This window comes from Streptomyces sp. NPDC088810, assembly GCF_044750305.1.
Taxonomy (GTDB): domain Bacteria; phylum Actinomycetota; class Actinomycetes; order Streptomycetales; family Streptomycetaceae; genus Streptomyces.
The window spans coordinates 916608-933096 of record NZ_JBIVJQ010000001.1 but is presented as its reverse complement, the minus strand read 5'-3'; the positions used below and the strand labels follow the sequence as shown (position 1 = coordinate 933096).

The window sequence follows — 16489 nt, the reverse complement described above, 5'->3', positions numbered from 1 at the left end:
GCTCCCGCGCGCGGTGCGCTCAAATACGCCGACCGGGCGCGCACGAGTGTGCGAAGGTGGCGCGGTGAACCAGAACTGGGAAGACCGTGTGGCCGCCGCCTGGGCCACCTTCGACGACTATCCGGAAGAGCGCGCGCACGAGTTCCGCGCGCTGATCGACGCACTCGTGGCCGAGCTGCCGGACGACAGCCCGCTGGGCCCCTTCGAGCGGGCCTGCGCCTGGGACTCCACCGGGCACTCCGACAAGGCGGTGCCGCTGTACCGGGAGGCGCTGGCCCGCGGACTCGACGGGTACAAGGGCCGCCGGGCGAAGATCCAGCTGTCGAGTTCGCTGCGCAACACTGGGCAGCCCGAGGAGGGCGTCAAGCTCCTCACCCCCGAACTGGACGCGCCTTCCGATGAGTTGGACGACGCGGTGCGGGCCTGTCTCGCCCTGTGCCTGTCCAGTCTCGGCCGTGACCGCGAGGGCCTGTCCCTCGTGCTCGGCGCGCTCGCCCCCCATCTGCCGCGCTACCAGAGGTCGATGGCGAACTACGCGCGTGCCCTGGTCGAACCCCGGGTGTGAATCCCTCGCCGGGCGGTGACCAACCACCGGCTCGCTCGTTCTCCCGGACGTGCAGTCACAGGATGTATCCCCGCGTCCCCCCTCCGCCGGCGGCACCGGCCCGGTCGACGTCGAGCAGGCCGAGGCCGTGCTCGTCGAGCACTACCCCCGGCTGGTCCGGCTCGCCTACCTCGTGCTGCCGCCGGGCCTCGGCCGCAGCCGCCGCGTGCTGACCGCACACGCCCTCACCCAGCACGCGCTGCCCCGGGGCCGCAAGCAGCCGTCCGTGATCCCCGCCCAGGCCCCGGGCCGGGCGGGCGACCCCGGGTACGCCTGTCTGCGCGAGCGGGTGCTGCGGACGGCCCTGGAGGCGGCCCGCCCCCGCAAGGGCCTGCCCCGGCTCGCCCAGCTGCCGCCGCTGCTCCCCCAGGTGTGGGGCCTCAGGCTGTTCCCGCGCTCGGGCGGCGCCGACGAACTCGCCCTGGACCAGCGGCTGTCCGCCCTGTCCGGACCGGCCCGTGCCGCCTACGTCCTGCGGGGCCTGGAGAAGCTGCCCGACCCGGACGTCCGCGACCTCCTCGAGGCCGCCGGCGTGGCCGACCCGGGCGGCGCGCTGGCGTCGGCGAACAGCGTGCCCGCCCAGCCGGGGCTGCTGTCCTCCCCCGAGTTCGACCCGTGTTCGCTGCAGGCCCGGCCCACCGACCTGATGCGCCGCCGTCGGCGCACCAAGGCCGTGCTCGCCGCCGCCGCGGCGCTCGCGGTGTGCGGCGCGCTGGTCGCCGTGCCGGGCGGCGGCTGGGGTCCCGACGGCGCCGCCGCGCCCGTCTACGCCGAGAACCCGGCCGCCGAGGCCGCGCTCGACCCCGGCCGGCTGACCCGGGTCTCCCCCGCCGTCTGGCGCACCTCGGCGCGCACCGACTTCTCCGTGTGGCCCGCGCGCGGTCCGCTCACGGGGGACAAGGCCCTGTTGCGCCGCGCCCTCGCGGTCTGGGCCCGCCCCGGTGAGACGGTCCGGGTCTCGGCGACCCCCGGCACCCAGACCGGCGGCCCGGCCGGCCCGCCCCAGCTGCTGTACGCGGGCGAGGTAGACGCCGCCCGGGTGGTGATCCTCTACGACGGCCTGCGCATCGCCCGGTACGCCGAGCCGAAGAGCGGCACGCAGCTCGCGGTCCTGGACTTCGCCCGGGTCGACGGCGCGACGGGTGCCGGGGCGAGCGCGCTGGTGCTGGGCCGCTCCGACGGCAACGTCCGCTATCTGACCGCCCCCTGGGTGACGAAGGCGGCCCAGCGGGACCTGACGAAGCCGGACACGTCGGCGACGCCGCTCGCCCTCGCCGACGGTGTCACCGCGCCGCTGCCCAGCCCCGTCCTGCAGCCCGGCGCCTGCGCCTCGTGGACCGTGCTCCAGCTGACCGGCGCCTCCGGCACGCAGCTCGCCACCGACCTGGGCGAGCTGGTCCCGGCCCACCTCACGGCCGGCCGGCCCCGCAGGGCCGGGGAGGTCTCCGGCGCGGAGGGGCTGCGGACGTGGGCGCCGTTCGCCTGTTCCCTGGCGGGCGAGCGCTCGGCGGGCATCCGCAGCGTCAACGCCTGGGCGTACGCCGAGCAGCCGCTGCCCGACGGCAGCGGCTCCGGTACGTGGGTGTGCGCCCGGGCGGAGACCTGGCGCGGCGACGGCACGGCTGCGCTGGCGCTGTTCCGGACGCCGGACAAGGCGGCCGGGACGGTCGTCGCCAAGGGCACGGACGTGCCGGCCTGCGGGCCGCGTGATCCGCATGTGCTGGCCGGAGTGCTGTGGAAGTCGGCGGCGGGCTCCTGGTACCTGCTGGCGGCGGGCAGCAAGGACACGGCGTCGATCGAGGCGTCGGGCGGGGTCACCGCGTCCGGGCCGGGGCCGTTGCTGGCCGTGAGGGCCGCGCAGGGGGCACGGGCGGACCTGACGGGGAGGCTGGCGGACGGGCGGGAGATCAACGGACTGCACTAGCTGACACCGGCGTCAACAAGCTGTCACACAGGGGTTCTCAGGCGCCTTACCCGCCAGTACATTGACGCCATGTCTAACACGCAGGCCCGGGTGCCGCTCAAGGCGCGCAAGGTGTCCTTCTCCTGGGAGGGCACGCCGCTGCACTGGGTGCCGGGGGATCCCTTCACCACGCACACCATCAATGTGCTGCACCTGCTGCTGCCGGCCGGTGAGCGCTGGTTCGTACACGTCTACAAGCAGGTGCTGCCGTACATCCGGGACGAGCGGCTCCGTGCGGACGTCATCGGATTCATCGGCCAGGAGGCGATGCACTCCCAGGCCCACGACGAGGTGCTGCCCCACCTGCGGGAACTGGGGCTGGACCCGACGCCGTACACCGCGCAGGTCGACTGGTTCTTCGAGAAGCTGCTCGGCGACCGGACCCTGCCGCCGGGCAGGCCGCGCAGGTGGTGGCTGATGGAGCGGGTCGCCCTCATCGCGGCCATCGAGCACTACACGGCGTTCCTGGGGAACTGGGTGCTCAACGCCGAGGCACTCGACCGGCACGGCGCCGACCCGACCATGCTGGACCTGCTGCGCTGGCACGGCGCGGAGGAGGTCGAGCACCGCTCGGTCGCCTTCGAGCTGTTCATGCACCTCGACGGCAGTTACCGCCGGCGGGTACGGACCTGGGCCACCGCCTTCACGGCGCTGGTGTTCCTGTGGCAGCGCGGGACGCGCTTCTTCATGGCGAACGACCCGACCCTCGTCGACGGCAAGGCCACGCTCAAGGACCTGTACGTCCGCGGCAGGCGGGGCCTGCTGCCCACGACCGGCGACATGCTCAGGTCCGTCCCCCGCTATCTGCGCCGCGACTACCACCCCTCGCAGGAGGGCGACACCGAGCAGGCCGTCGCCTACCTGGCTTCCTCGCCCGCGGCCACCGCGGCGGAGAAGAGGGCCGCGTGATGCCGAAGCTGCGTACCGCCGCACTCGTCGCGGGCGCCGCCCTGCTCACCCGGCGGGCCCTGCGCCGCCGCGTCCGGGTCTCCCCGCTGTGGCCGCTGCCCGCCCTGGACCCGCCCCTGTCCGGCCGGCCGCGCTCACGGACCCTGCGGCTGCTGCTCACCGCGCACGAGACGATCGCCGACGGGGTCGTACAACTCCGCCTGGAGGGCGCGGACCTGCCGCGCTGGGAGCCGGGGGCGCACCTCGATCTGGTGCTGCCGTCGGGGCTCGTACGGCAGTACTCCCTGTGCGGGGACCCCGAGGACACCTCCTCCTACACGGTGGCCGCGCGGCTCGTGCCGGACGGCAGGGGCGGCTCGCGCGAGGTGCACGAGCAGCTCGCCGAGGGCATGGAGCTGGAGGTGCGCGGCCCCCGGAACCGCTTCGAGCTGGCCGGCGCGCCCTCGTACGTGTTCGTCGCCGGCGGCATCGGCATCACCCCGATCCTGCCGATGCTGCGGGCCCTGCCGGACGGCACCGACTGGCGGCTGCTGTACGGCGGGCGGACCCGGGCGTCCATGCCGTACCTGGAGGAGGTGCGGAAACTGGCCGGGGACCGGCTGACGGTGGTCGCCGAGGACGAGGACGGCCGGCCGGATCCGGCCGCGCTGTTCGCGGACACGGCCGCGGGTGCGGCGGTGTACTGCTGTGGTCCGGAGGGTCTGATGGCGGCGGTGGAGGAGGCGCTGCCCGAAGGGGCCGCCCTGCACCTGGAGCGGTTCGCGCCCCGGGTGACGGCCGGCGGCGACACCGCGTTCGAGCTGGAACTGCGGCGCAGCGGACGTACGTTGACGGTCCCGTCCGGCTCGACGGTGCTGGCCGCCGTCCGCCGGGAGCTGCCGGACACCGCCTACTCCTGCGAGCAGGGCTTCTGCGGGACCTGCCGGCAGCAGGTGCTGGAAGGGGAGATCGATCACCGGGACGAGCTGCTGACGGACGCGGAACGGCGGGACTCGATGCTGATCTGCGTGTCCCGGGCGCGGGGCGATCGCCTGGTGCTCGACATGTGACCGTAGGCGGCCGGAATCGATCGGTAAAGTGTTCGCATGAGTACCGGGGTTCGCCGCAGGATGGGCGTCGAGGAGCGGCGGCAGCAGCTGATCGGTGTCGCCCTCGACCTGTTCAGCCGACGCTCGCCCGACGACGTCTCCATCGACGAGATCGCCACGGCGGCAGGCATCTCCCGCCCGCTCGTCTACCACTACTTCCCCGGCAAACTCAGCCTGTACGAGGCCGCGTTGAAGCGTGCGTCGGAGGATCTCGCGAGCCGTTTCGCCGAGCCGCACGAGGGCCCGCTCGGCGCCCGGCTGCTGCGGGTGATGAGCCGCTACTTCGACTTCGTGGACGACCACGGCCCCGGTTTCTCGGCGCTGATGCGCGGCGGCCCGGCCGTCGGCTCCTCCACCACGAACGCGCTCATCGACTCCGTACGGCAGGCCGCGTACGACCAGATCCTGTCGCACCTGGGCGTGCGGGAGGCGTCCGCGCGCCTGGAGCTGGTGGTCCGCTCCTGGATCTCGCTCGCCGAGTCCACGGCGCTGATCTGGCTGGACGGCCGGCGCGTACCGCGCGCCGAACTGGAGATCCAGCTCGTGCACGACTTCGCCGCGCTGGCCGCCGTCAGCGCGGCCTACGACGCGGACATGGCCGAGCTGCTGCGCACGATGGTGAAGGACGAGCCGGCCGACGGCCCCTTCGCGGACCTGGTCGGCCGGCTCATCGCCCTCGGTTCCTGAGCGTGTCCTAGCGGTCGAACTTCCGGTACGACGCGTCGAGATCACGGATCTCGGCGGAGGCGTGCACGGCGAACGCCGTGTCCGCCACATGCTTGCGGAGCAGGTCCAGGACCGCCTCCGTCAGCTGCGCCTTCGTCTCGTCGCTGCGCCCGGCGAGGAGCCCGATCGTCACGTGCACGACGGCGTGCCCGCGCGCCCCGGGATCCTCGCGACCGAACACCGTGTACGCGCTCGGCCGGAACTGTGACGTGCAGTTCTCCGGCTTCGCCGCCGCGATCTCCGCGACCGCGTCGTGCAGGCCTCGTGCGAAGCCCTCGCGGTCGAAGGCGTTCTCCAGCGTGTCGGAGTAGTCGACGGTGATCTGCGGCATGCGCACTCCTGTTCCACGGCAACGGCCTCACCCTAGTTCCGAGCGGTGAACACCGCGACGGTCCGGGCCGGAACCGTGAACGTGCCCGAGCCGGCCGCGTAGGCGGAGCCCTTCACGACCGCGTCCGCGCCTGCCGCCTGCACCGGGTGCAGCCGGTACCGCTGCCCGGCCAGTGCCGGGACCCGCTGCTCCTGCTGCTCGGGGGTGGCGTTGAAGACGACGACCAGGTCACCGAGGCGCATGGTGATCACGCCCGGCGTCTCGTCCTTCCCGGACAGCGGGAAGGAGAGGTGCTCCTGCACCTGCCCGGTGGTGCCGAGGGAGAAGGCCCGCTCGGTCGTGCGGATCCTCAGCAGGTCCCGGTAGGCGGCCGAGGCCCCGGTGATCTGCGGGCAGCCCACCTCGACCGTGCTCAGCAGCGGCTTGGCGTAGTCCCACTTGGACCTGTTGTCGGCCGCCGGCGGCAGCCCCCGGCCGAAGCCGTTGCCGTCGGCGCAGTTCCAGTGGATGGCGTTGAACCAGTCCCCGCTGTCGAAGGAGTTGCGGTCCAGGGACTTCGAGCGCAGCAGGTCGGTGCCGGCCTGGGAGAGGGCCGGGCCCTGCGAGAGGGCCGCGGTGGCCATCGCGAGGACCTGCATCCGGGACCGGTCGGACGCGGAGGTGTCCCTGGGCAGCTTGTAGGCGAGTGCGTCGAACAGCGACTCGTTGTCGTGCGCGTCCACGTAGGCGAGGGCGTCGCCGGGCGCGTCCGCGTAGCCGGCGGGCGAGCCGTTGTAGTCGACCGCGGCGCCGGTGACCTCCTTGCCGTCGGTGTCGGTGAAGCGGTACCTGGCGAGGTTGCCGGTCAGACCCACCTTGATCAGGTCCTGGTAGTGCAGCAGGCGGGCCTTCTGCTCCTCCTTCGTGCCGTTGGCCGCGGAGGAGTTGGGGTCGGTGTAGAGCCCGGACGCGAAGCCCTGGACGCCGGGGTCCTCGTCGAAGGGGCCGCCGCCGCGCACCGCGTCACGGGCGCGGTCGGAGAAGGTGGCGATGCCGGTGCCGGCCATGTTCGCCTGCGTGGCCTGCACGAACCGGGCGTCGTCCGCGACCTCGCCGAAGTTCCAGCCCTCGCCGTACAGGATGATCTTCTTGCCGTCGACGCCGTCCTTCTCCGGGGTCAGCGCGTCGAGCGCCTTCCTGACGGCGAGGATGTTGGCCTTCGGGTGGTGGCCCATGAGGTCGAAGCGGAACCCGTCGACCTTGTACTGCCTGGCCCAGGTGACGATCGAGTCCACGACCAGCTTGCCCATCATCGCGTTCTCGGGCGCGGTGTTGGCGCAGCAGGTGCTGTTGGCCACCGAGCCGTCGGCGAGCAGCCGCTGGTAGTAGCCGGGCACGATCCTGTCGAGGACGGAGGTGTCCGCCTGGCCGGCGGCCGCCGTGTGGTTGTAGACGACGTCCATGACGACCCGGAGGCCGTCCTGGTTGAGCGCCTTCACCATCGTGCGGAACTGGACGGTACGGGCCGTGCCGTCCGGGTCGGTGGCGTAGGAGCCCTCGGGGACCGTGTAGTGGTACGGGTCGTAGCCCCAGTTGTAGGCGTCCCTGGCGGCGACCTTCGCCACGCACTCCTGCTGCTTGTCGGAGTCGGCCGGGTAGGAGGCGAGGTCGCAGTCCGTGGTGGCCTGGTCGGCCTTCTTCTCGGGGATCGTGGCGATGTCGAAGGCGGGCAGCAGGTGGACGTACGACGTCCCGGCCCCGGCCAGCGCGCGCAGGTGCTTCGAGCCGTCGCTGCTGCTGTCGGCGAAGGCCAGGTAGGTGCCGGGGTGCCGCGCGGTGCGGTCCGCGACCGAGAAGTCCCGGATGTGCAGCTCCTGGATCTGCGCGTCCTTCAGCGGTACGGCCTTGGGCTTGCGCAGCGTGGACCAGCCGGCCGGCGCCAGCGACCGGTCGTTCAGGTCCACGACCAGGCTGCGCTCGGAGTTCGCGGTGAGCGCGACCGAGTAGGGGTCGGTGACCTTGTTGGTGACCAGCTTGCGGACGCTGGGCGCCCACACCTTCACGACGTACCGGTAGGGCTTGCCCTTCCAGGACGCGGGGCCGGTGACGGACCAGACGCCGGTGGTGTCGTCGCGGTGCATGGCCACGGTCGAGCCGTTCAGCTCCAGCGCGACGCTCTGGGCCGTGGGTGCCCAGACGGCCAGCGTGGGCCTGCCGTCGTGGAAGGTCGGTCCGAGCTTCGCCTTCGTCGCGCCGGGGTAGAGGTCGTCGAGCACGCCGGCGGTCTGCACGCCGGTCGCGGCCAGCACGGCCCCGTTGGCGGCGCGCTGCGAGGCGACCAGCTGGCCCTTGAGTGCCGCACGCACCCGGTCCCGGTCGCGCGGGTCGACGGACCAGGCGGTGTAGTCCTTCAGGTGCGGGAACTTCGCCTTCTGCGCGTCGGTCAGGGTGGTCTTCGCCAGCCGGATCCAGCGCTCGTCGTCGCTGGTCAGCGTCCCGTCCTTGACGGTGATCGAGCCGTCGCGGGAGGACAGCAGCTGGGTGGAGGCGGCGCCGTCGACGCCGTTCCAGGCGAGGGTGTCCCGGTCGATCCAGACCGCCTTGGAGGTGGCCGGGTCGAGGGCGGCCGCGCTGCCGGGCGGCTGGGGCAGCAGGTACTCCTCCTGGCCGTTCAACAGCCACACCTCGTGGCCGTCGGCCTTGAGGTCCAGGGACTGGTCGGCCGGGAGATCCTTCTCGTCGCCCTTGTGGAGGATGTAGCTGAGGCTGGTGGCACCCTCGGTGAGCGGCACCTCGAAGACCGCGCCATAGGCATCAGTCTTCACCGGAGCCAGCGGGTTCGGCCAGTCGGTGGGGTGCGCGGCACCCGTCCAGACGTGCAGGCCCCAGCCGTCGTAGTTCCCGTCGGCCCGGTGGTAGTGCAGGACGGCCTTGGTGGTGTCCTGGGCGGGGTAGTCCGGTTTTTCGGTGCGGACGTCGGCCTTGCCCTGCTCGATCCACACCTCACCCGTCCGGGTGACGTCGATCGACCGGTCGGCGGAGACGTCCTTGGTGCCGTCCTTGTCGATGACCAGGAAGCCGATGTTCGAGGCGCCGGGCCTGAGCTTGACGTAGGCGAAGGCGCCGTAGGCGTCACGGCCGGTGAAGGGGTGGCTGGCCGGCCAGTTCGTGGCCTCGCCGTCGGCGAGGTCGCCCCAGGCGTACAGGCCCCAGTCGGCGTAGTCGCCGTCGGTGCGCTTGTAGTGGACGACCGCGTAGTCCCGGGAGGAGGCCGTGGGGACCTCGGGCGCGGGCGGGGTGCCGGTGGTGCTGCTCGCCGTGGCGCTCGCGGTGTGCCCGGCGGAGTCGATGACGACGGCCTTGTAGCGCAGGGCGGTGCCGGCGGGCACGTCCTCGTCGAGGGTCTGGGTGACCTGGTAGGGGGCGTGGTCGGCGGAGCCGAGGGTCTTCCACGTGCCGTTGCCCACCTGGGCGGCGAAGACGACCCGGTTGAGCTGTCCGCCGTCGACGCCGGCCTTGAGGACGACCGTCCCGGTGGCGCCTGCGGCCGGCGCGGTCAGGGTGATCTCCGGCGCGGCGGCGGGCGCGGCGAGGGCGCCGGCGGCCTTGTAGACGACGGCGGAGCCGGCCGGGACGGTGACGGTGGCCTTCCCGTCGCCGTCGGACCGCACGGTGCCGGTGGCCCCGTAGACGCCCCGGTACGCCCTGTCCGCCGACCCGGTCGCGAAGGTCGCCGTCTTCTGCTCGCCGGCGTTGTTGAAGGCGACGACGTACTCCTGGCCGCTGCGGGCGTCGGTACGCGTGAAGGCGTAGACACCGGGCCCGTCGGCCGCGTACCGCTCGGTCTGCACTCCGTCGGTCAGGGCCGGGTTGGCCTTGCGGAGCTTCGCGAGCGCGGCGATCTGCCGGTACAGCGGGGCCTTCGTGTCGTAGGCGGCGCCGGCGTGGGTGCGGTCGGTGCCGATCTCGTCGTCGTCCAGGTAGTCGGCGACCTTGGAGGCGAACATGGTCTGGCGGGCGTCCTTGTCGCCGCCGGAGCCGGTGAAGCCCTGTTCGTCGCCGTAGTAGACGACCGGGTTGCCCCGGCTGAGGAACATCAGCTCGTTGGCGAGCCGGTCCTTCTTCAGGATCTCGGCGTCGGTCGCCTTCGGGTTGTCCTGCTTCAGGAAGTACCCGATGCGGCCCATGTCGTGGTTGCCGAGGAAGGTGACCTGCTCGTACGCGTTGGCCTTGTCGGTGGTGTACCGGTAGTCGTCACCGAAGACGCTCGCCAGCTTCCGCGCGCTGCCGCCCTGGGAGGCGTAGGTGCGGGCCGCGTCCTGGAAGGGGAAGTCGAGGGTGGCGTCGAGCCGGCCCTGGGTGACGTACGGGGAGGTGACGGAGGTGTCGGCGGAGTAGACCTCGCCGAACATGAAGAAGTTCTTCCGTCCGCGCCGGGCCGCGTACCGGTCCAGTGCGGTCGCCCACTGGGTCCAGAACTCCATGTTCACGTGCTTGACGGTGTCGATCCGGAAGCCGTCGACGGCGAAGTCCTTCACCCACCGCTCGTAGATCTTCTCCATGCCGTGCACGACCTCGGGACGCTCGGTCCACAGGTCGTCCAGGCCGGAGAAGTCGCCGTAGGTGGTGGACTCGCCGGCGTACGTCGAGTCGCCCCTGTTGTGGTACATCGCCGGGTCGTTCAGCCAGGACGGGACCTTGCTCCTGCTGGTGGCCTTCGGGGTGTACGGGAAGGAGTCGGCGTCGACGGCCGGGAACTCGCGGCTGCCGTCCGCGTAGTCGGCGTCGTCGAAGGGCTTGCCGTCCTTCGTCAGGTACGGGAAGGCGCCCTTGGAGAGGTAGTCGTAGGACTTCTCCGCGTAGTCCACGACGTCGGCGGTGTGGTTGGTGATGACGTCGAAGAAGACCTTCATGCCCTTGGCGTGCGCCTTGGAGATGAGGGTCTTGAGGTCCTGGTTGGTGCCGAAGTGCGGGTCGACCTGGGTGAAGTCGGTGATCCAGTAACCGTGGTAGCCGGCGGAGGCGTTGCTGCCCGTGCCCTGCACCGGGCGGTTCTTGAAGATCGGGGCCAGCCAGATGGCCGTGGTGCCGAGCCCCTTGATGTAGTCCAGCTTCCCGGTCAGGCCCTTGAGGTCGCCGCCCTGGTAGAAGCCCTTGTCGGTGGGGTCGTAGCCGGTGCTGAGCCGGGAGCCGGTGAGTCCGCCCCGGTCGTTCGAGGTGTCCCCGTTGGCGAACCGGTCCGGCATGACGAAGTAGAACTGCTCGCGGGTGTCGTCGTGCCGGGCGGGTACGGCGGCGAGCTTCGCGTCGGAGGGGGGTGCGGGCGGGGTGGCGGCCCGGGCCGCCGGCACCTGGATCAGGGCGGCGGCGAGGGCCAGACCGGTGAGGGCGGCGGCCCTTCTTCTGCCATGCGGCGTACGGCGCGTGCGAGGCGCCGGCCATCTCGGTATCACGGGTCGTGACTCCTAGGGGGATTGCGGCTGGGACTTGCAGCAAGGGGCGTGAAACCACCCGAAAGAGGTTTCACGCACCGTCAGGAATGCCGTTCAGCAGCTCGACTTGCCGGCGTAGATCGCCAGGGCCGTGTTCGAGCCGAGGGTGGCGGTGAACTGTCCGCTGGAGTTCACGGTCACCGTGGTGTTGTTCTGGACGTTGCAGTACGTCCCGGCAGGCAGGGACGTCTGGTAGGTACGGGTCAGCGCCGAGGACTCGTGGTTGATCGCCACATAGCCCTTGCTGCCCCGGCCGAACGCGATGGCGTTGTTGCCGTTGTCCCACCAGTTGCCGACCGCCTGGCCGCGGGTCGCGTTGCGGAAGGCGACCATGCGGGCGATCTCCGGCCAGGCGTGCTGGCACTTCCAGCCGTCCTGCCAGCAGGCGTTCACCTGGCCGCCGTTGGGCGGTCCGGCGTCGGCGTCCGACCACTCGTAGCCGGAGTTGACGTCGGGGGCGCCGTAGGGCCAGGCGAGCATGAAGACGTTGGCCAGCGTGTAGTCGGCGCCGCTCTTGTAGTTCAGCGTGCTGCCGTTGCGCTCGGTGTCGTGGTTGTCCACGAAGACGCCGGCGACCGAGCTGTTCAGGTAGCCCCAGCCCTCGCCGTAGTTGGTGAGGTACGCGAGCTTCTCGCTGGTGAAGACGCGCTTGAGGTCGTAGGCGTAGCGGAACTCCTGGACGTCTCCGTTGCCGGTGTACTCGGAGGGCTGCACGGCCTCGCCCGCGCCGTAGATGACCTCCTGCTTCCAGTAGACGGACGGGTTGGTCAGGCGGCTCTTGATGTTGGCGAGGTCGTCGGCGGGGACGTGCTTGGCCGCGTCGATGCGGAAGCCGTCGACGCCGAGGGTGAGCAGGTCGTTCAGGTAGCCGGCGATCGTCTTGCGGACGTACTCCTCGCCGGTGTCCAGGTCGGCGAGGCCGACGAGTTCGCAGTGCTGCACGTTCCAGCGGTCGGAGTAGTTCGACACCTGGGAGGTGCAGTCGTCGAAGTCGTAGGCCGAGTACAGGCCAGGGTAGGTGTACTTCGTGTACGACGAGCCGCCGGTGCCGGTGCCGCTGCCCGCCGACATGTGGTTGACCACCGTGTCGACGACGACCTTCACACCGGCCGCGTGGCAGGTGTTCACCATGTTCCGGAACGCCGTGCGGTCGCCGAGGCGGCCCGCGATCTTGTACGACACCGGCTGGTACGACGTCCACCACTGCGAGCCCGGTATGTGTTCGGCGGGTGGGGAGACCTGGACGTAGCCGTACCCGGCGGGGCCGAGGGTGGTGGTGCACTCCTTGGCCACCGAGGCGTAGTTCCACTCGAAGAGAACGGCGGTGACGTCCTTGGTGCCGGGCGGGGAGGCCTCGGCGGCGGTCGGGGTCATGCCAACCAGAGCGGCGGCCGTGAGGGCGACCGCCATGGGGAGGGTTCTGCGTGCCATGTGGGGTTCCTTCGACGTTGAAGGCAAGGACCGCTGACGGCGCTTGCTGAAATCTTTCAGCAAACTTGCGGTGACGCAGATGTTAAAGGCCCGCTGCCCGAAAGGCAGCGGGCCGTTGTGAAGTTGATGCAAGAACTTCCAGACGTGGCGTCAGCCCGGCCTGGCGGCCCGGTCTCAGTCCGCCGTCGTCCACCACACGGTGGTGTCGGCGGGCACCTTCGCCTCGCCACCGGTCTCGGCGATCTCCCCGCTGGTGAGCAGCACACGGCCGTACGCCGGGGTCGTCACCGACTCGCCCGTGGTGTTCGCCACGCACACGAAGTCGCCGCGCCGGAAGGCCAGTACGCCCTCGGGCGCCCGCAGCCACTCCACCGTGTCACCGGCGCCCAGGTCCGGGTGCGAGCGGCGCGTCCGCAGCGCGGCCCGGTACAGCTCCAGCGTCGAGCCGGGCGCGCCCGTCTGCGCCTCCACGCTCAGCTCGGCCCAGCCCGCAGGCTGCGGGAGCCAGCTGCCGCCGCTGCCGAAGCCGTACGACGAGCCCTCCCGGGTCCACGGGATCGGCACCCGGCAGCCGTCGCGGAAGCCGTCCTGGCCGGCGCCCCGGAAGTACGCCGGGTCCTGGCGCACCTCGTCGGGCAGGTCCACGACGTCCGGCAGGCCCAGTTCCTCGCCCTGGTAGACGTACGCCGAGCCGGGCAACGCCAGCATCAGCAGGGTGGCCGCCCGGGCGCGGCGCAGGCCCAGTTCGCGGTCGCCGGCCGAGCGGATCTGGGTGCCGAGGCCGGGCGGGTTGGCGAAGCGGGTGGCGTGCCGGGTGACGTCGTGGTTGGACAGCACCCAGGTGGCGGGGGCACCGACCGGACGCATGGCCTCCAGGGTGCGGTCGATCACCCCGCGCAGCTCGGCCGCGTCCCACTCCGTCGCCAGGTACTGGAAGTTGAAGGCCTGGTGGAGCTCGTCGGGACGGACGTAGTTGGCGGTGCGCTCGACGGTCGGGGTCCAGGCCTCGGCGACGAAGATGCGCTCGCCCGCGTACTCGTCGAGGATCGTCCGCCACTGCCGGTAGATGGCGTGCACGCCGTCCTGGTCGAAGAACGGCATGACATCGTTGCCCAGCAGCTTGAGCTGGTCGTGGGAACCGAGGTCGGGAAGGCCGTCGGCCTTCACCAGGCCGTGGGCGACGTCGATGCGGAAGCCGTCGACGCCCATGTCCAGCCAGAAACGGAGGATGGAGCGGAACTCGTCGCCGACGGCGGGGTGGTTCCAGTTGAAGTCGGGCTGCTCGGGGGCGAAGAGATGCAGGTACCACTCCCCGTCGGCCACGCGCGTCCAGGCCGGGCCGCCGAAGATGGACTCCCAGTCGTTGGGCGGGAGTTCACCGTTCTTCCCCTTGCCGGGGCGGAAGTGGTACCGCTCGCGCAGCGGGGAGCCGGGTCCCTCGGCGAGGGCGCGCTTGAACCACTCGTGCTGGTCGGAGGAGTGGTTGGGGACGAGGTCCACGATGATGCGCAGGCCGTGCGCGTGGGCGTCACGGATCAGCGCGTCGGCGTCCAGCAGGGAGCCGAACATCGGGTCCACGGCACGGTAGTCGGCGACGTCGTAGCCGGCGTCGGCCTGCGGGGAGGCGTAGAAGGGGCTGAGCCACACGGCGTCGACGCCGAGGTCACGCAGGTAGGGCAGACGGGAGCGTACGCCCTCCAGGTCGCCCATGCCGTCGCCGTTGCTGTCGGCGAAGCTGCGCGGATAGACCTGGTAGATGACCGCGTCCCGCCACCAGTCGCGGCGGTCGGCGACGGTGGCGACGGCGGAGTGGCGGGCCGGTGCGGCAGGGTGCTGCTGGCTCATGGCGTCCTTGATACGTAACAGGGGCATGGTGGTCGGGTGGTGGGTGCGGCGGCGGGCGGCCGGGAGGGACTGCGAGGCGGGCCGCGGTGACAGCGGGGTCGGAAGGCCACGGCGGCCCGCCTGGTCGGGGCCGGGCCTCAGCCCTTGGTGCCGCCGGCGGTGAGACCGGTGACGAGGTTCTTCTGCACGAGGTAGAAGAACACGGTCACGGGTATCGCGATCAGCACCGCGGTGGCGGCCATGTAGTTCCACTGGGCGTCGTGCTCGCTCACGAAGGTCTGCAGGCCGACGGCGAAGGTGTACTTGGAGTCGTCCAGCAGGAAGGTGGTCGCGAAGGCGACCTCGCCGACGGCGGTGATGAAGTTGTAGAACGCGGCCACGGCCAGGCCCGGGCGGGCCAGCGGGAGGATGAGCCGGAAGAAGGTCCCGAAGGGGCTCAGCCCGTCCACGCGTCCGGCCTCGTCGATCTCGAAGGGGATCGTGTCGAAGTACCCCTTGAGCAGCCAGGCGCTGTACGGCACGGCGGTGGTGCAGTTGATGAGGATCAGCGCCCAGTAGGTGTCGATGAGGCCGAGTTCGCTGAAGATCTCGTACATCGGCACGATCAGCACGGCGATCGGGAAGGCCTGGGTGAGCAGCAGGACCCACATCAGCGGCTTGTAGCCGGGGAAGCGCATGCGGGAGACCGCGTAGCCGGTGGTGGCGGCGACGAGGACACCGACGAGGGTGGTGCCGAGGGCCACGATCATCGTCGACTTGAACCAGTCGAGGAATCCGGTGTGCTCCAGCACGAAGCTGTAGTTCGAGAAGGTCAGCTTGCCCGCGATCCCGCCCGGGTGCAGGTAGTCCTCCTTGTCCGGGCCGAGGGACAGGTAGAACAGCCAGGCCACCGGGGCCAGGGCGATCAGGCTCGCCACGACGAGGCCGCCGTGCAGCAGGGCGGCGCCGACCGGGCCTCGCTCACCGCGCCGGCGGACGCGGCGCCGGGGCGCGGGTGCGGGGGCCGGGGCGGTCTCGGTCTTGTCCAGGGTGGTGGTGCTCATGGCGGCGGCTCCTGCGGCGTCAGACGGCGAGCTGGTCATTTCGCTTCAGCCAGCGGAAGTAGAAGGAGGTGAAGACGGTCAGGATCGACAGCAGCAGCACGCCGTACGCGGCGGACTGGGCGAAGTCGCGCGGCTGCTGGCCGAAGCCCAGGGCGTAGGCCCAGGTGACGAGGATCTGGGCGTCCGGGGCGGAGTTCTTGCCGAACAGCAGGAAGATGATGACGAACTGGTTGAAGGTCCAGATGATGCCGAGCAGCACGACGGTGGAGCTGACCGAGCGCAGCCCGGGCAGGGTGACGTGCCGGAACCGCTGCCAGGCGGTGGCGCCGTCCATCTCCGCGGCCTCGTAGAGCGTGGAGTCGATGGACTGCAGGCCGCCGAGCAGGGACAGCATCATGAACGGCACACCGCACCAGGTGTTGACCATGATCGCGGAGAACCGCTGCCAGAAGGTGTCCTCCAGCCACTCCGGCTGGGGCAGGTGGAGGCTGCCGAGGAGCTGGTTGAGCACGCCGGAGTCGGCCAGCATGATCCGCCAGGAGAAGACGGTGACGAAGGTCGGCACGGCCCAGGGCAGGACGAGGAGCAGCCGGTAGACGGTACGGCCGCGCAGCTTCTGGTCGAGCATGAGCGCGAGGCCGAGGCCGATGGTGTAGTGCAGGGCCACGCAGGCGACCGTCCAGAACACGGTCCACAGGAAGTGGGACCAGAACCGGTCGTACGCCGTCGGGCCGAACAGGATGTCCTGGTAGTTGTCCAGGCCGATGAACTTGTAGGTGGCGTCGATGTGGTTGACGCCGATCGTGCGCGCCGAGTTGAGGCTGTTGGCGTCGGTGAGGGTCAGGTAGAAGCCCCGCACCAGCGGGTAGCCCACGAGGACACCGAGCACGACGACCACCGGGGCGATCATCGCGTAGGCGTACCAGTACTTCTGGAAGCCGTTTCTGACGCGCTGCCCCAGCCCGGGACGAGGCGCGCGGTCACCGCGGCGCTTGCCGGTCGCGCGGTCGATGGCGACTGTCATGGTTCGACACCTTCAAACGATCAAGGGTTGGGCCGGGTACAGGACGGTGGCCGC

General features: G+C 71.1%; 11 protein-coding genes. 5 read left to right on the top strand and 6 right to left on the bottom strand.

Annotated features, from left to right (window positions below):
- Positions 1–64 precede the first annotated feature (64 nt).
- The 5 genes from ACIP4Y_RS04235 to ACIP4Y_RS04215 all read left to right on the top strand — a co-directional run bounded on the left by ACIP4Y_RS04235 (position 65) and on the right by ACIP4Y_RS04215 (position 5251).
- Positions 65–565, top strand: coding sequence for a tetratricopeptide repeat protein (locus ACIP4Y_RS04235; protein ID WP_358640671.1), 501 nt, complete (start codon positions 65–67; stop codon positions 563–565).
- Positions 566–614: 49 nt separating this feature from the next.
- Positions 615–2528, top strand: coding sequence for a hypothetical protein (locus ACIP4Y_RS04230; RefSeq protein WP_401387486.1), 1914 nt, complete (start codon positions 615–617; stop codon positions 2526–2528).
- 69 nt (positions 2529–2597) lie between these two features.
- On the top strand, positions 2598–3476 hold the full coding sequence (locus ACIP4Y_RS04225; protein WP_358640675.1) for a metal-dependent hydrolase: 879 nt from the start codon (positions 2598–2600) through the stop codon (positions 3474–3476).
- Complete coding sequence (locus ACIP4Y_RS04220; protein ID WP_401387483.1) at positions 3476–4525, top strand: PDR/VanB family oxidoreductase; 1050 nt, start codon at positions 3476–3478, stop codon at positions 4523–4525. The genes ACIP4Y_RS04225 and ACIP4Y_RS04220 overlap by 1 nt, the downstream gene beginning before the upstream one ends.
- Before the next feature lie 36 nt (positions 4526–4561).
- Positions 4562–5251: a TetR/AcrR family transcriptional regulator gene (locus tag ACIP4Y_RS04215; protein WP_401387481.1), complete on the top strand. Its 690-nt coding sequence runs from the start codon at positions 4562–4564 to the stop codon at positions 5249–5251.
- Between the two features lie 7 nt (positions 5252–5258).
- Here the strand turns inward: ACIP4Y_RS04215 and ACIP4Y_RS04210 are convergent, their stop codons facing one another.
- The 6 genes from ACIP4Y_RS04210 to ACIP4Y_RS04185 all read right to left on the bottom strand — a co-directional run bounded on the left by ACIP4Y_RS04210 (position 5259) and on the right by ACIP4Y_RS04185 (position 16435).
- On the bottom strand, positions 5259–5621 hold the full coding sequence (locus tag ACIP4Y_RS04210) for a 5-carboxymethyl-2-hydroxymuconate Delta-isomerase (RefSeq protein ID WP_401387478.1): 363 nt from the start codon (positions 5619–5621) through the stop codon (positions 5259–5261).
- Positions 5622–5653: 32 nt separating this feature from the next.
- Entirely contained in the window at positions 5654–11053 is a 5400-nt protein-coding gene (gene pulA, locus ACIP4Y_RS04205) for a pullulanase-type alpha-1,6-glucosidase (protein ID WP_401387475.1), read from the bottom strand.
- Positions 11054–11146: 93 nt separating this feature from the next.
- Positions 11147–12523, bottom strand: a complete 1377-nt coding sequence (locus ACIP4Y_RS04200) for an alpha-amylase family protein (protein ID WP_401387472.1) — start codon at positions 12521–12523, stop codon at positions 11147–11149.
- Positions 12524–12697: 174 nt separating this feature from the next.
- Positions 12698–14368 (bottom strand): glycoside hydrolase family 13 protein, encoded by a 1671-nt coding sequence (locus ACIP4Y_RS04195; protein WP_401388667.1) that lies wholly within the window; start codon positions 14366–14368, stop codon positions 12698–12700.
- A 137-nt stretch (positions 14369–14505) separates the two neighbouring features.
- Entirely contained in the window at positions 14506–15411 is a 906-nt protein-coding gene (locus tag ACIP4Y_RS04190; protein WP_401387469.1) for a sugar ABC transporter permease, read from the bottom strand.
- A gap of 19 nt (positions 15412–15430) precedes the next feature.
- Complete coding sequence (locus ACIP4Y_RS04185; protein WP_358640689.1) at positions 15431–16435, bottom strand: sugar ABC transporter permease; 1005 nt, start codon at positions 16433–16435, stop codon at positions 15431–15433.
- Positions 16436–16489: the final 54 nt, after the last annotated feature.

Excerpts from the sequence above, each read along its gene's own strand:
- ACIP4Y_RS04225 (WP_358640675.1), top strand. The coding sequence starts at position 2,598 with ATGTCTAACACGCAGGCCCGGGTGCCGCTCAAGGCGCGCAAGGTGTCC.
- ACIP4Y_RS04220 (WP_401387483.1), top strand. The coding sequence starts at position 3,476 with ATGCCGAAGCTGCGTACCGCCGCACTCGTCGCGGGCGCCGCCCTGCTC.
- ACIP4Y_RS04215 (WP_401387481.1), top strand. The coding sequence starts at position 4,562 with ATGAGTACCGGGGTTCGCCGCAGGATGGGCGTCGAGGAGCGGCGGCAG.
- ACIP4Y_RS04210 (WP_401387478.1), bottom strand. The coding sequence starts at position 5,621 with ATGCCGCAGATCACCGTCGACTACTCCGACACGCTGGAGAACGCCTTC.
- ACIP4Y_RS04200 (WP_401387472.1), bottom strand. The coding sequence starts at position 12,523 with ATGGCACGCAGAACCCTCCCCATGGCGGTCGCCCTCACGGCCGCCGCT.
- ACIP4Y_RS04195 (WP_401388667.1), bottom strand. The coding sequence starts at position 14,368 with ATGAGCCAGCAGCACCCTGCCGCACCGGCCCGCCACTCCGCCGTCGCC.
- ACIP4Y_RS04190 (WP_401387469.1), bottom strand. The coding sequence starts at position 15,411 with ATGAGCACCACCACCCTGGACAAGACCGAGACCGCCCCGGCCCCCGCA.
- ACIP4Y_RS04185 (WP_358640689.1), bottom strand. The coding sequence starts at position 16,435 with ATGACAGTCGCCATCGACCGCGCGACCGGCAAGCGCCGCGGTGACCGC.